We start from the raw sequence: 15,571 nt of genomic DNA on the forward strand, positions 1-15,571 counted from the left end.
TGTACCTCAGGCCTTGGCCGTTACATCGATCGACTGGCCGTCGGCCAGGCGAACGTACGCCTTGCGCCAATCGCCGCGGCGGCCAGCACGGTTACGGAAGGACTTGTTCTTGCCCTTGACGTTGACCACGTTGACGGCTTCGACCTTGACGTCGAACAGCTGCTCAACCGCGGCCTTTACATCGGCCTTGGTGGCTTCGTTCGAAACTTCGAAGACATACTGATTGGAGAGTTCCTGCAGGCGCGCGGTCTTTTCGGAGACACGCGGGGCACGCAGCACGCTGAAGATTTTTTCGTTGCTGTTCATGCCAGCCACTCCTCGACCTTCTTGACCGCGTCAGCGGTGATGACGACCGTGTCGGCACCAACCAGCGAGACCGGATCCAGACCCTGGACGTCACGCACCTGCACGTACGGCAGATTGCGGGCGGACAGGTACAGGTGCTCGGACGCTTCTTCGGTGACGATCAGCGGGCGCTTGCCCACTTCCAGGCCGGCCAGCTTGGCGATCAGACCCTTCGTGTTGGTCACTTCGACATCGAAGGACTCCACGATGGTCAGACGGCCCTGACGGTTCAGCTCGGACAGGATCGCGCACATGGCGGCACGGTACTGCTTACGATTGACCTTCTGCTCGAAGCTGCGCGGCTTGGCCGCGAAGGTGACACCGCCGCCGACGAAGATCGGAGCCGTCAGTGCGCCATGACGCGCGCCGCCGCCCTTCTGCTTCTTCGACTTCTTGGTGGTACCAGCCACTTCGGAGCGAGTCTTCTGTGCCTTGGTGCCGGCGCGACCGGCGTTGCGGTAGGCAACGACGACCTGGTGGACCAGATCTTCGCTGAAATCACGACCGAACACGGCGTCGGAGACCGAGACCTTGTTGTTGCTACCCGTGATAACGAGTTCCATCGTCATCTCTCCTTATGCCTTGCTCGCCGGACGGACGATCACGTCGCCACCCGCCGCGCCCGGAACGGCGCCGCGAACGGCGATCAGACCGCGCTCGACGTCGACCTTGACCACTTCCAGGTTCTGGGTGCTCTGCTGCACCGCGCCCATGTGGCCCGACATCTTCTTGCCCGGGAAAACGCGACCCGGGGTCTGGCGCTGACCCAGCGAACCCGGCGCGCGATGCGACAGCGAGTTACCGTGGGTTGCATCGCCCATACGGAAGTTGTGGCGCTTGATGGTGCCCTGGAAGCCCTTACCCTTGGTGACACCCTGGACGTCGACGATCTGGCCGACTTCGAAGATGTCCGCCTTGACTTCGCCGCCGACGGCGAAATCGCCGAGCTGCGCGTCTTCAACGCGGAATTCCCACAGGCCACGACCCGCTTCCACCTTCGCCTTGGCGAAGTGGCCGGCTTCCGGCTTGTTGACCAGGGCAGCGCGACGCGCGCCGACGGTCACCTGCACGGCGCTGTAGCCGTCGGTTTCGACGGTCTTGATCTGCGCGATGCGGTTCGGGGTTGCTTCGATCAGGGTCACCGGGATGGAGCGGCCATCTTCAGTGAACACGCGGCTCATGCCAGCCTTGCGGCCCACGAAGCCCAACGAATACTTCTTCGTCATGGTCGTAGTCCTCAGGTCAGCTTGATCTGAACGTCGACGCCGGCAGCCAGTTCGAGCTTCATCAGCGCGTCCACGGTCTTGTCATTCGGGTCAACGATATCGAGCACGCGCTTGTGCGTGCGGGTCTCGTACTGGTCACGCGCGTCCTTGTCGACGTGCGGGGAGACGAGAACGGTGTAACGCTCGATCTTGGTCGGCAGCGGGATCGGGCCACGCACTTGCGCGCCGGTCCGCTTTGCCGTTTCAACGATCTCGCTGGCCGAACGGTCGATCAGACGATGATCGAACGCTTTCAGCCGGATCCGGATCTTTTGGTCCGCCATGGCGGTAGGTTCCTTCGTTAAAAGAGCGACAGACAAAGCCTCTGGGTTGCTTTGTCCCATGAAATTCCTGAATACAGACGGCCCGCACTCCTGCAGGCCGCCAAGGTCAATCCATAGACCTCAAAAACGTAGGCAGACCAGTTTCCCGGCCTGCCCAGACGTAGAAGCATAATGGCACGCAAGGCAGCTGTCAACAGTCGCCTGTTGACGCCGCCTGAATGGCATTGACCCTTCCTGGTCCGGGGAACACAAGGCACATCCTGTGCCTGCTTTCCCATTTGATACGCCCCGATGCCCTACCCAGGCAACATCGGGGCGCAGATACTACCAGATTACTCGATGATCTTCGAGACCACGCCGGCGCCGACGGTACGGCCGCCTTCGCGGATGGCGAAGCGCAGGCCTTCGTCCATTGCCACCGGGTTGATCAGGGTGACGACCATCTTGACGTTGTCACCCGGCATCACCATTTCGACGCCTTCCGGCAGAGCAGCTGCGCCGGTGATGTCGGTGGTGCGGAAGTAGAACTGCGGACGGTAGCCGTTGAAGAACGGGGTGTGGCGGCCGCCCTCGTCCTTCGACAGGACGTAGACTTCGCCTTCGAACTTGGTGTGCGGCTTGATCGAACCCGGCTTGGCCAGCACCTGGCCACGCTCGACGTCGTCACGCTTGGTGCCGCGCAGCAGCAGGCCAGCGTTGTCGCCTGCCTGACCCTGGTCCAGCAGCTTGCGGAACATTTCAACGCCGGTCACGGTGGTCTTCTGCACCGGACGGATGCCGACGATTTCGATTTCGTCGCCAACCTTGATCACGCCACGCTCGATACGACCGGTCACCACGGTGCCGCGGCCCGAGATCGAGAACACGTCTTCCACCGGCATCAGGAACGGCTTGTCGATCGCACGCTCCGGCTCCGGGATCCAGCTGTCCAGGGCGTCGACCAGCTTCAGGATGGCCGGCACGCCGATGTCGCTCTGGTCGCCTTCCAGCGCCAGACGGGCCGAACCGGCGATGATCGGGGTGTCGTCGCCCGGGAAGTCGTACTTGCTCAGCAGCTCGCGCACTTCCATCTCGACCAGCTCGAGCAGCTCGGCGTCGTCAACCATGTCGGCCTTGTTCAGGAACACGACGATGTACGGCACGCCGACCTGACGCGACAGCAGGATGTGCTCACGGGTCTGCGGCATCGGGCCGTCAGCGGCCGAGCACACCAGGATCGCGCCGTCCATCTGGGCGGCACCGGTGATCATGTTCTTGACGTAGTCAGCGTGGCCCGGGCAATCGACATGGGCGTAGTGACGGACCGGGGATTCGTATTCGACGTGCGCGGTCGAGATCGTGATACCACGAGCCTTTTCTTCCGGCGCGGCGTCGATCGAGGAGTAGTCCTTGAACTCGCCACCGAAGCGCTCGGCACCGATCTTGGTCAGTGCGGCGGTCAGCGTGGTCTTGCCGTGATCGACGTGACCGATGGTGCCGACGTTGACGTGCGGCTTGGTGCGCTCGAACTTACCCTTTGCCATTGTTCTATACCTTGATTTTGTAAGTGGTTTTCAGGAGAGGCTGAGCGAGGCTCAGCCCTTCTTCATGACGGCTTCGGCGATGTTGTTCGGCGCCGGCTCGTAGTGGTCGAATTCCATGGTGAAGGTGGCACGGCCCTGGGTCTGCGAACGCAGCGCAGTGGCGTAGCCGAACATTTCACCCAGCGGGATCATCGCGTTGATGATCGAAGCGGAGCCGTCACCGGTGGTGTCGGAACCCTGCAGCACGCCGCGACGACGGCTGACGTCGCCCATCACGTCACCCTGGTAATCCTCCGGGGTCACGATCTCGACCTTCATGATCGGCTCCAGCAGCACCGGCTTGGCCTTGGCGAAGCCCTGCTTGAAGGCCATCGACGAAGCCAGCTTGAACGCCATTTCCGAGGAGTCGACGTCGTGGTACGAACCGAACACCAGCTTCACCTTGACGTCCACGACCGGGAAGCCAGCCAGCGGACCGCTGGTGATGGTTTCGCGCAGGCCCTTTTCAACCGACGGAATGAATTCCTTCGGGATCACGCCGCCGGTGATGTCGTTGATGAACAGGAAGTCGTCCTTGATGGCCGGAGCCAGCTTCGGATCGGCACGGTCTTCAGCGGTGATCGGCGACAGCTCGATCACGACGTGACCGTACTGACCCTTACCACCGGACTGCTTGGCGTGCTTGTAGTCCGACTTGACGTCAGCCAGGGTGATGGTTTCGCGGTACGCAACCTGCGGCGCGCCGACGTTGGCTTCAACGTTGAACTCGCGCTTCAGGCGGTCGACGATGATGTCCAGGTGCAGCTCGCCCATGCCCGAGATGATGGTCTGGCCGGATTCTTCGTCGGTCTTGACGCGGAACGACGGATCTTCCTGCGCCAGGCGACCCAGGGCCAGACCCATCTTTTCCTGGTCCGACTTGGTCTTCGGTTCGACGGCCATCGAGATCACCGGCTCCGGGAACGTCATGCGCTCCAGGATGATCGGCTGGTCGATCGAGCACAGGGTGTCACCGGTGGTGGTGTCCTTCAGGCCCACGGCAGCGGCGATGTCACCGGCCAGAACTTCCTTGATTTCTTCACGGTTGTTCGAGTGCATCTGCAGGATGCGGCCGATGCGCTCCTTCTTGCCCTTCACCGAGTTCAGCACGGTGTCACCACCGTTCAGGGTGCCCGAGTAGACACGGAAGAAGGTCAGCGCGCCGACGAACGGATCGGTGATGATCTTGAAGGCCAGCGACGAGAACGGGGCCTTGTCGTCGGACTTGCGGGTCATGGCGACGTTTTCGTCGTCCACGTCGGTACCGGTCACGTCCGGCACATCGACCGGCGACGGCAGCAGCTGGATCACGCCGTCCAGCATGGCCTGCACGCCCTTGTTCTTGAACGCCGAACCGCAGTACATCGGAACGATTTCGGTGGCCAGGGTGCGGGTACGCAGCGCGTTGATGATTTCAGCCTCGGCCAGCTCTTCGCCGCCCAGGTACTTTTCCATCAGCTCTTCGCTGGCTTCAGCCGCGGTTTCGATCATGTAGGTACGGGCTTCTTCAGCCTTTTCCTGCAGGTCGGCCGGGATTTCGCCGTACTCGAACTTCATGCCCTGCGAGGCTTCATCCCAATGGATGGCCTTCATCTTCAGCAGGTCGACGACGCCCTTGAAGCCGTCTTCGGCGCCGATCGGCAGCTGCATCGGCACGGCGACGGCGCCGAGCTTGGCCTTCAGCTGGTCACGGACCTTGTAGAAGTTGGCACCGGTGCGGTCCATCTTGTTGACGAACGCAATGCGCGGCACCTTGTAGCGGTTGGCCTGGCGCCACACGGTTTCCGACTGCGGCTGCACGCCACCGACGGCACACAGGACGAAGACGGCACCGTCGAGCACGCGCAGCGAGCGCTCCACTTCGATGGTGAAGTCGACGTGCCCGGGGGTGTCGATGATGTTGAAGCGGTGCTCCGGCAGGGACTTGTCCATGCCCTTCCAGAACGCGGTGGTGGCAGCGGACTGGATCGTGATGCCACGCTCCTGCTCCTGCTCCATCCAGTCCATGGTGGCGGCGCCGTCGTGCACTTCACCGATCTTGTGGCTCTTGCCGGTGTAGAACAGGATGCGCTCGGACGTGGTGGTCTTGCCGGCATCGATGTGAGCCATGATGCCGAAGTTACGGTAACGCTCGATGGGAGTGGAACGGGCCACGGGAGCCTCTCAGATTTCTTGGATTTCGGATGGCCGAACGCCGCCTTTCGGCGGCCTTCGGATTGGCGCAGTCCTTCTGGGACCGCGAGGCAGCACGCACCGAAGTGGTGCTGCCCTGCCTGTTTTACAAGGCCGTCAAACTCACCAGCGGTAGTGGGCGAATGCCTTGTTGGCTTCGGCCATGCGGTGGGTTTCTTCGCGCTTCTTGATGGCGCCACCACGGTTTTCCGAGGCGTCGATCAGTTCAGCAGCCAGCTTCTTCGGCATGGTGTTCTCACCACGCTTGCGCGCGGAGTCGATCAGCCAGCGCATGGCCAGAGCCATCTTGCGCGACGAACGCACTTCGACCGGCACCTGGTAGGTGGCACCACCGACGCGGCGTGACTTGACTTCGACCGCCGGAGCGACGTTGTCCAGAGCCTTCTGCACCAGTTCAATGGCGTTGGCGCTGCTGTTCTTCTCGGTGATCACGTCCATGGCGCCGTACACGATCTTTTCGGCGACGGACTTCTTGCCGCTCTGCATGACCATGTTGATGAAGCGGGCGATGGTTTCGCTTCCGTGCTTCGGATCGGGCAGGACGGAACGCTGCGGAGTATTACCCTTACGCGACATAGTGCTCTCTCCTTATGCCTTCGGACGCTTGGCGCCGTACTTGGAACGGGCCTGGCGACGCTTGGCAACGCCGGCGGCGTCGAGCGAGCCACGAACGGTGTGGTAACGCACACCCGGCAGGTCCTTGACGCGACCGCCGCGGATCAGGACCACGGAGTGCTCCTGCAGGTTGTGGCCTTCACCACCGATGTAGGAAATCACTTCTTCCTGGTTGGTCAGGCGGACCTTGGCAACCTTGCGCAGAGCCGAGTTCGGCTTCTTCGGAGTGGTGGTGTAGACACGGGTGCAGACGCCACGGCGCTGCGGGCACTTGTCGAGCGCCGGCGAGGCACTCTTGTAGGTGGTCGCTTGCCGCGGCTTGCGGACCAGCTGGTTGATCGTCGCCATCAGTAGGTTCTTCTGATTGGTGGCCGGAAAATCCGACCAGAGATGCGGAAATGTTAAAGCAGGCCGAAATTTTGGCCTGCTGAGACAGACGATTGTAGCAACCTGCCAGGAAAGCAGTCAAACGCCTCCTGTCAAGCCCGTCCCTGATCCCGGGACGTTACTGGGGGGCCTCCATGTACCCCGTTCAGGTTGACAGGGTCGATCGCGGACGATCTCCCCTGCCCTTTCCCAATCCCATCGATGGACCGATGGGGTGGTCCGGCCTTGCGGCCGGACCGGATACCTCATTCTTCGCCCGACGCCTGTTCAGCTTCGGCTTCAACCACCGGCGCCTCGACCGCAGCCGGGGTACCGGCCAGAGTCTGCATTTCCGACTCGGTGAGACCGGAAGCGCCGCGGCGGCGGTTGCTGTGGTACGCCAGGCCGGTACCGGCCGGAATCAGGCGACCCACGATGACGTTTTCCTTCAGGCCACGCAGGTTGTCCGAGGTGCCGCGGACGGCCGCTTCGGTCAGCACGCGGGTGGTTTCCTGGAACGAAGCGGCCGAGATGAACGACTCGGTCGCCAGCGACGCCTTGGTGATACCCAGCAGGACCGGATCGAAGTGCGCCGGCAGCTCGTTGCGGGTCGACAGGCGCGCATTTTCCTCGATAACGCGCTGACGCTCCACCTGTTCGCCGTTCAGGAACTTGCTGCTGCCCTGGTCGGTGATCTCGACCTTGCGCAGCATCTGGCGGGTGATCACCTCGATGTGCTTGTCGTTGATCTTCACGCCCTGCAGGCGGTACACGTCCTGGATTTCCTTCACCAGGTAGGCCGCCAGCGGTTCGACACCCAGCAGACGCAGGATGTCCTGCGGGCTCGGCTCGCCGTCCACGATGGTTTCACCCTTGGTGACATGCTCGCCTTCGAACACGATGACCTGGCGGTACTTCGGGATCAGCTCTTCGTGCTCCGAACCATCGGTGTCCTTGATGATCAGGCGCTGCTTGCCCTTGGTGTCCTTGCCGAAGCTGATGATGCCCGAACGCTCGGCCAGCACCGCCGGATCCTTCGGCTTGCGCGCTTCGAACAGGTCGGCCACGCGCGGCAGACCACCGGTGATGTCGCGGGTCTTCGACGCTTCCTGCGGGATCTTGGCGACGACGTCGCCCACGCCCACCGGGGCGCCGTCCTGCAGGTTGACGATCGAACGCGGCGGCAGCAGGTACTGCGCCGGCAGGTCGGTGCCCGGGATCGACAGGTCGTTGCCCTTGGCGTCGACGATGCGCACGATCGGGCGCAGGTCCTTGGCCTGGGTACCACGACGCTTCGGATCGGTGATTTCGCGCGAAGCGAGGCCGGTCAGCTCGTCGGTCTTCTCGATGACGGTGATGCCGTCGACGAAGTCGATGAAGCGGATGAAGCCGGCCACTTCCGACACGATCGGGTGGTTATGCGGATCCCAGTTGGCCACGGTCTGGCCAGCCTTGATCGCATCACCGTCCTTGGACGTGATGGTCGCACCGTACGGCAGCTTGTAACGCTCACGCTCACGGCCGTGGGCATCGAGCACCGAGATTTCGCCCGAGCGCGACACTGCCACCAGCGAGCCGTTGGCGTGCTCGACCGACTTGAGGTTGCTGAACTTCACCGAGCCGGTGGTCTTGACGGTGATGTTGTCGACCGCAGCAGCTCGCGACGCCGCACCACCGATGTGGAACGTACGCATGGTCAGCTGGGTACCCGGCTCACCGATGGACTGGGCGGCGATGACGCCGACCGCTTCACCGATGTTGACCAGGTGGCCACGGGCCAGATCGCGGCCGTAGCAGCGACCGCAGACACCGAAGGCCGATTCGCACGAGATCGTCGAGCGCACCTTGATGCTCTGCACGCCGGCGTCTTCCAGCTTGGCGACCCAGGCTTCGTCCAGCAGGGTGTTGCGGGTGACGATCGGATCTTCGTCGTTGCCCGGCAGGAACACGTCCTCGGCAACCACGCGACCCAGCACGCGATCCTTCAGCGGCTCGACCACGTCGCCGCCTTCCACGATCGGGGTCATGATCAGGCCTTCGGTGGTACCGCAATCCACCTCGGTGATCACCACGTCCTGCGCGACGTCGACCAGACGACGGGTCAGGTAACCCGAGTTTGCGGTCTTCAGCGCGGTATCGGCCAGACCCTTACGGGCACCGTGGGTGGAGTTGAAGTACTCCTGCACGTTCAGGCCTTCGCGGAAGTTCGCCTTGATGGGCGTCTCGATGATCGAGCCGTCCGGGCGGGCCATCAGGCCACGCATGCCGGCCAGCTGACGGATCTGCGCCTGCGAACCACGCGCACCGGAGTCGGCCATGATGTACAGCGAGTTCATCGACTTCTGGTCGATGGTCTCACCCTTGGCATTGACCACCTTCTCGGTACCGATGGTGTCCATCATCGCCTTGGCGATGCGCTCGTTGGTGCGCGACCAGATGTCGACCACCTTGTTGTAGCGCTCGCCGGCGGTGACCAGACCCGACTGGTACTGCTCCTGGATTTCCAGCACTTCGGCTTCGGCCTCGGTGAGGATGCCCTTCTTCTCGTCCGGGATCAGCATGTCGTCGATGCCGATCGAAACGCCGGCGCGGGTCGCGTAGGCGAAGCCGGTGTACATCAGCTTGTCGGCGAACACGACCGTGTCCTTCAGACCCAGCTGGCGGTAGCTGGAGTTGATCAGGCGGCTGATGTTCTTCTTGGTCAGCTCGGTGTTGGCCAGCGCGAACGGCAGGCCTTCCGGCAGGATTTCAGCCAGCAGGGCGCGGCCGATCGTGGTGTCCACGATCGAGGTCTTGTTCTGCTTGACGCCGTCTTCGTCGGTCACCACCTCGGTGATGCGGACCTTGACGCGCGCGTGCAGTTCCACCACGCGGTTGTCGTAGGCACGCTTCACTTCGGCGATGTTGGCGAAGGCCATGCCCTCGCCCTTCTTGTTTTCCAGCGAGCGGGTCATGTAGTACAGACCCAGCACGACGTCCTGCGACGGCACGATGATCGGCTCGCCGTTGGCCGGCGACAGGATGTTGTTGGTCGACATCATCAGCGCACGCGCTTCCAGCTGGGCTTCCAGCGAGAGCGGCACGTGGACGGCCATCTGGTCACCGTCGAAGTCGGCGTTGAACGCGGTGCAGACCAGCGGGTGCAGCTGGATGGCCTTGCCTTCGATCAGCACCGGCTCGAACGCCTGGATGCCCAGACGGTGCAGGGTCGGTGCACGGTTCAGCATCACCGGATGCTCGCGGATGACCTCTTCCAGGATGTCCCAGACTTCGGCTTCTTCGCGCTCGACCAGCTTCTTGGCGGCCTTGATGGTGGTGGCCAGGCCACGACGCTGCAGCTTGGCGAAGACGAACGGCTTGAACAGCTCCAGCGCCATCTTCTTCGGCAGGCCGCACTGGTGCAGGCGCAGGTACGGGCCGACCACGATGACCGAACGGCCCGAGTAGTCGACGCGCTTGCCGAGCAGGTTCTGGCGGAAGCGACCCTGCTTGCCCTTGATCATGTCGGCCAGCGACTTCAGCGGGCGCTTGTTGGTGCCGGTGATGGCACGGCCACGACGGCCGTTGTCCAGCAGCGCATCGACCGATTCCTGCAGCATGCGCTTTTCATTGCGCACGATGATGTCCGGCGCGCTCAGTTCGAGCAGGCGGCGCAGGCGGTTGTTGCGGTTGATGACGCGGCGGTACAGGTCGTTCAGGTCGGAGGTCGCGAAGCGGCCGCCATCCAGCGGGACCAGCGGGCGCAGGTCCGGCGGCAGCACCGGCAGCACGGTCATGACCATCCATTCCGGACGGTTGCCCGACTCCAGGAAGGCTTCGATCAGCTTGATGCGCTTGGTGAGGCGCTTGAGCTTGGTTTCCGAACCGGTAGCGGCGATTTCCTCGCGCAGGCGGGTCATTTCCGACTGCAGGTCGATCGTGCGCAGCAGTTCGTACACGGCCTCGGCGCCCATGGCGGCGTCGAAGTCGTCACCGTGCTCCTGGCGGGCCTGCAGGTACTGTTCTTCGGTCAGCAGCTGGCGGCGCTCCAGGGCGGTCAGGCCCGGCTCGGTCACCACGTAGGCTTCGAAGTACAGTACGCGCTCGATGTCGCGCAGGGTCATGTCCAGCATCAGGCCGATGCGCGACGGCAGCGACTTCAGGAACCAGATGTGCGCGACCGGCGACGCCAGGTCGATGTGGCCCATGCGCTCACGACGCACCTTGGCCAGGGTCACTTCGGTGCCGCACTTTTCGCAGACCACGCCGCGGTGCTTCATGCGCTTGTACTTGCCGCACAGGCACTCGTAGTCCTTCACCGGGCCGAAGATGGCGGCGCAGAACAGGCCGTCGCGTTCCGGCTTGAAGGTACGGTAGTTGATGGTTTCCGGCTTCTTCACTTCGCCGAAGGACCACGAACGGATCAGGTCCGGCGAGGCCAGCGCGATCTTGATCGCGTCGAAGTCCAGCGTCTGGCGCTGCTGGTTGAAGAGGTTGAGCAGGTCTTTCATGGTGTTCTCCAGAAGGAGGAATGCTGTGTCGATGGGCTTTCAGTTGACTGCCAGCGGCGCGGCGGCGGAGGCCGCCGCGCCGGCATGGATCAGTTGTCTTCCAGTTCCATGTTGATGGCCAGCGAGCGGATTTCCTTCACGAGCACGTTGAAGGATTCCGGCATGCCCGCGACCATCTCGTGCTCACCGTCGACGATGTTCTTGTACATCTGGTTGCGGCCCTGCACGTCATCGGACTTCACCGTCAGCATTTCCTGCAGGGTGTAGGCCGCGCCGTAGGCTTCCAGCGCCCAGACTTCCATTTCACCGAAGCGCTGGCCGCCGAACTGCGCCTTGCCGCCCAGCGGCTGCTGGGTGACGAGCGAGTACGGACCGGTCGAACGGGCGTGCATCTTGTCGTCGACCAGGTGGTTCAGCTTCAGGTAGTGCATGTAGCCAACGGTGGTGTGGCGATCGAAGGCTTCACCGGTGCGGCCGTCGTACAGCTGGGTCTGGCCACTGCTCGGCAGGTCGGCCAGTTCCAGCATGCGCTTGATTTCCGCTTCGGTGGCGCCGTCGAACACCGGGGTGGCCATCGGCACGCCGTCGGTCAGGTTGCGGGCCAGGCGCAGCAGTTCCTCGTCGCTGAACTGCGACAGGTCGACACGGTTGGCCACGTTGGTGTCGTCGTGGTTGTAGATGTCGTCCAGGAACTTGCGCAGGTCGGCAACCGCCGCCTGGGCTTCCATCATCGCCTGGATCTTGCGACCCAGACCCTTGGCGGCCCAGCCCAGGTGCACTTCCAGGATCTGGCCGATGTTCATACGCGACGGCACGCCCAGCGGGTTCAGCACGATGTCCACGGTTTCGCCCGAGGCCATGTACGGCATGTCCTCGACCGGCACCACGTTGGAGACCACACCCTTGTTGCCGTGGCGGCCTGCCATCTTGTCGCCCGGCTGGATGCGGCGCTTCACGGCCAGGAACACCTTGACCATCTTCAGCACGCCCGGGGCGAGGTCGTCGCCAGCGGTGATCTTGCCGCGCTTGTCGGCGAAGCGACGCTCGAATTCCTTCTCGTGCGCCTGGATCTGCTTCTGGGCGCGCTCGATGGCTTCCGAAGCGTCCTCGTCCTTCATGCGCAGGGCGAACCAGTCAGCCTTCTTCAGGCCATCCAGGAAGGCGTCGGTGATCACGTCACCCTTCTTCAGGCCAGCACCACCGTTGACCACCTTGCCCACGATCTGCGAACGCAGACGCATGTAGATGGCGGCTTCCAGGATGCGGAACTGGTCGTCGAAGTCCTTCTTGACGCGCTTGATTTCAGACTCTTCGATCTGGCGGGCGCGCTTGTCCTTCTCGATGCCGTCGCGGGTGAAGACCTGCACGTCGATGACGGTGCCGTCCATGCCCGGCGGAACGCGCAGCGAGCTGTCCTTAACGTCCGAAGCCTTCTCGCCGAAGATCGCGCGCAGCAGCTTCTCTTCCGGGGTCAGCTGGCTTTCGCCCTTCGGGGTGACCTTGCCGACCATGATGTCGCCGGCGCGGACTTCCGCACCGATGTACACCACGCCGCTCTCGTCCAGGCGGTTCAGCGCCTGCTCGGAGACGTTCGGGATGTCGGCGGAGATTTCCTCCGGCCCCAGCTTGGTGTCACGCGCGACGCAGGTCAGCTCTTCGATGTGGATCGTGGTGTAACGATCCTCTTCCACCACGCGCTCGGAGAGCAGGATGGAGTCTTCGAAGTTGTAGCCGTTCCACGGCATGAACGCGATCAGCATGTTCTGGCCCAGGGCCAGTTCGCCGATGTCGGTGGACGGACCGTCGGCCAGCACGTCGCCGCGGGCGATGACGTCACCCACCTGGACCAGCGGACGCTGGTTGATGCAGGTGTTCTGGTTCGAACGGGTGTACTTGACCAGGTTGTAGATGTCCACGCCTGCGTCGGTGGCGCCAACGATCTCTTCCTCGTTGACCTTGACCACGATGCGGGCCGCGTCGATCTGCACGATCTCGCCACCACGACGGGCGTTCACGGTCACACCGGAGTCACGCGCCACGGCGCGCTCGATGCCGGTACCGACCAGCGGCTTCTGCGCACGCAGGGTCGGCACGGCCTGACGCTGCATGTTGGCGCCCATCAGTGCGCGGTTGGCGTCATCGTGCTCCAGGAACGGAACCAGCGCGGCCGCGATCGACACGGTCTGCATCGGCGAGACGTCCATGAAGTGGACTTCCGCCGGCGGCTTCAGCAGCGATTCGCCCTGGAAGCGGCACGGAACGAACTGCTCGGTCAGCACGCTGTCGGCATTGGTCAGGGCGTTGGCCTGCGCAATGACGTACTCGTTTTCTTCGATCGCCGACAGGAACTCGACTTCGTCAAAGACCTTGCCGTCCACGACCTTGCGGTACGGGGTCTCGAGGAAACCGTACTGGTTGGTGCGGGCGTACACGGCCAGCGAGTTGATCAGGCCGATGTTCGGGCCTTCCGGGGTTTCGATGGTGCAGACGCGGCCGTAATGGGTCGGGTGCACGTCGCGCACTTCGAAGCCGGCGCGCTCACGGGTCAGACCACCCGGGCCCAGGGCCGAGACGCGACGCTTGTGCGTCACTTCCGACAGCGGGTTGTTCTGGTCCATGAACTGCGACAGCTGCGAGGAGCCGAAGAACTCCTTGATGGCAGCGGCGACCGGCTTGGCGTTGATCAGCTCCTGCGGGGTCAGGCCTTCCGACTCGGCCATCGACAGGCGCTCCTTGACCGCGCGCTCGACGCGGACCAGGCCGACGCGGAACACGTTCTCGGCCATTTCGCCGACCGAACGCACGCGACGGTTGCCCAGGTGATCGATGTCATCGACCACGCCGCGACCGTTGCGGATCTCGGTCAGGACCTTGATCACGTCCAGGATGTCGGAGCTGTCGCCGTGGGCAGCGACCAGGCGCTTGGACTCTTCGTCGTTGCGCTCACCGAAGTACTTGCTGTCGTACAGCACGGCTTCGCCGGTGGTTTCCTTGCGGCCCACGCGACGGTTGAACTTCATGCGGCCGACCGCGGACAGGTCGTAGCGCTCGAAGGTGAAGAACAGGTTGTGGAACAGGTTCTGCGCGGCATCCTTGGTCGGCGGCTCGCCCGGACGCATCATGCGGTAGATTTCGACCAGGGCTTCCAGCTGGGTCTTGGTCGGATCGATGCGCAGGGTGTTGGACAGGTACGGGCCACGATCCAGGTCGTTCACCCACAGGGTGCCGACCGCATCGACGCCAGCCTTGCGGAAGTTCTGCAGCTGCTCGTCGCTGATCTCGTCGTTGGCCTGGGCCAGCAGTTCGCCGGTCGAGGCGTCGACCACGTCGTGCGACAGGATGCGGCCGACGATGTAGTCGTCCGGCACGGCCAGGGCGGCGATGCCCGAGGCTTCCAGCTGCTTGATGTGGCGCGCGGTGATGCGCTTGCCGGCTTCCACGATGACCTTGTCGCCGTCGGCGAGGTCGAAGCCCAGGGTTTCGCCACGCAGGCGCTCCGGCACCAGCTCCAGCTGGACGCCTTCATCCGGGTTGATGTGGAAGGTGTTGATCTCGAAGAACTCGGCCAGCATCTCTTCGTTGCTGTAGCCAAGCGCGCGCAGCAGGATCGACACCGGCAGCTTGCGGCGGCGGTCGATACGGGTGAACAGCGCGTCCTTCGGGTCGAACTCGAAGTCCAGCCAGGAACCGCGGTAAGGAATGATGCGGGCGCTGTACAGCAGCTTGCCCGAGCTGTGGGTCTTGCCGCGGTCGTGGTCGAAGAACACGCCCGGCGAGCGGTGCAGCTGCGAGACGATGACGCGCTCGGTGCCGTTGACGATGAAGGTGCCGTTTTCGGTCATCAGCGGGATTTCGCCCAGATAGACCTCCTGCTCCTTCACGTACTTGATGGCCTTGGTCGACGACTCACGGTCGTAGATCACCAGGCGCACGGTCACGCGCAGCGGGGCGCCGTAGCTCATGCCACGCTGGCGGCACTCACGCTCGTCGAAGACCGGTTCGCCCAGCTTGTAGCCGACGTATTCCAGGGCGGCATTGCCGCTGTAGCTGGCGATCGGGAAGACCGACTTCAGCGCAGCGTGCAGGCCGTGGTCCGTGCGCTTGGCCGGATCGACGTTTTCCTGCAGGAATTCACGATAGGAATCCACCTGGATGGCGAGCAGGAACGGCACTTCGAGAATCGAGCGCTGCTTGCCGAAATCCTTGCGGATACGCTTTTTTTCGGTGAACGAATAGGACGTCATGAGGTCTTCCACCTTGTTGTGCGGATCGTGCGCCCACGATCCGAAGGGAACTTGAAATTGTCAGTTGGAAGTCGCTGGTATTGCCGGCACCAGCACGCCTTCTCCCGCTACTTCCAACTGCCAACTCGTCTGCTACCACTCCCCCGCTGCCGCGCCGTGCGCTGGCCTGCCGGGGTTTGACTGCAGCCCGTGTTGGGCTTTTTCCTG

10 protein-coding genes are annotated in these 15,571 nt (G+C 63.3%); all 10 read right to left on the minus strand.

Features of this window, described 5'->3' with window-relative positions; translation table 11 throughout:
• Positions 1-6: 6 nt before the first annotated feature.
• The 10 genes from rplW to rpoB all read right to left on the minus strand — a co-directional run bounded on the left by rplW (position 7) and on the right by rpoB (position 15,364).
• Entirely contained in the window at positions 7-306 is a 300-nt protein-coding gene (gene rplW, locus BKE09_RS07125) for a 50S ribosomal protein L23 (protein WP_004145338.1), read from the minus strand.
• A complete protein-coding gene (gene rplD / locus BKE09_RS07130; RefSeq protein WP_004145337.1) occupies positions 303-908 on the minus strand; it encodes a 50S ribosomal protein L4 in 606 nt (201 codons plus the stop codon). Before rplD ends, rplW begins: the two co-directional genes overlap by 4 nt.
• 12 nt (positions 909-920) lie before the next feature.
• On the minus strand, positions 921-1,571 hold the full coding sequence (gene rplC, locus BKE09_RS07135; RefSeq protein WP_004145336.1) for a 50S ribosomal protein L3: 651 nt from the start codon (positions 1,569-1,571) through the stop codon (positions 921-923).
• 11 nt (positions 1,572-1,582) lie between these two features.
• The gene (rpsJ, locus tag BKE09_RS07140; RefSeq protein WP_005408208.1) at positions 1,583-1,894 is read right to left on the minus strand and encodes a 30S ribosomal protein S10; all 312 of its coding nucleotides are present in this window, start codon (positions 1,892-1,894) and stop codon (positions 1,583-1,585) included.
• 332 nt (positions 1,895-2,226) lie between these two features.
• Positions 2,227-3,417 (minus strand): elongation factor Tu, encoded by a 1,191-nt coding sequence (tuf, locus tag BKE09_RS07145; protein ID WP_004154360.1) that lies wholly within the window; start codon positions 3,415-3,417, stop codon positions 2,227-2,229.
• A 51-nt stretch (positions 3,418-3,468) separates the two neighbouring features.
• Positions 3,469-5,610, minus strand: a complete 2,142-nt coding sequence (fusA, locus tag BKE09_RS07150; RefSeq protein WP_075675280.1) for an elongation factor G — start codon at positions 5,608-5,610, stop codon at positions 3,469-3,471.
• Positions 5,611-5,751: 141 nt separating this feature from the next.
• Positions 5,752-6,225 (minus strand): 30S ribosomal protein S7, encoded by a 474-nt coding sequence (rpsG, locus tag BKE09_RS07155; RefSeq protein WP_004145321.1) that lies wholly within the window; start codon positions 6,223-6,225, stop codon positions 5,752-5,754.
• A 12-nt stretch (positions 6,226-6,237) separates the two neighbouring features.
• On the minus strand, positions 6,238-6,612 hold the full coding sequence (gene rpsL / locus BKE09_RS07160) for a 30S ribosomal protein S12 (protein WP_004145320.1): 375 nt from the start codon (positions 6,610-6,612) through the stop codon (positions 6,238-6,240).
• 284 nt (positions 6,613-6,896) lie between these two features.
• The gene (gene rpoC, locus BKE09_RS07165) at positions 6,897-11,120 is read right to left on the minus strand and encodes a DNA-directed RNA polymerase subunit beta' (RefSeq protein ID WP_004154358.1); all 4,224 of its coding nucleotides are present in this window, start codon (positions 11,118-11,120) and stop codon (positions 6,897-6,899) included.
• Between the two features lie 89 nt (positions 11,121-11,209).
• Entirely contained in the window at positions 11,210-15,364 is a 4,155-nt protein-coding gene (gene rpoB / locus BKE09_RS07170) for a DNA-directed RNA polymerase subunit beta (protein WP_075675281.1), read from the minus strand.
• Between the last annotated feature and the right edge of the window lie 207 nt (positions 15,365-15,571).

It is taken from the genome of Stenotrophomonas sp. TD3 (genome assembly GCF_001939825.1).
Classification (GTDB): Bacteria; Pseudomonadota; Gammaproteobacteria; order Xanthomonadales; family Xanthomonadaceae; genus Stenotrophomonas.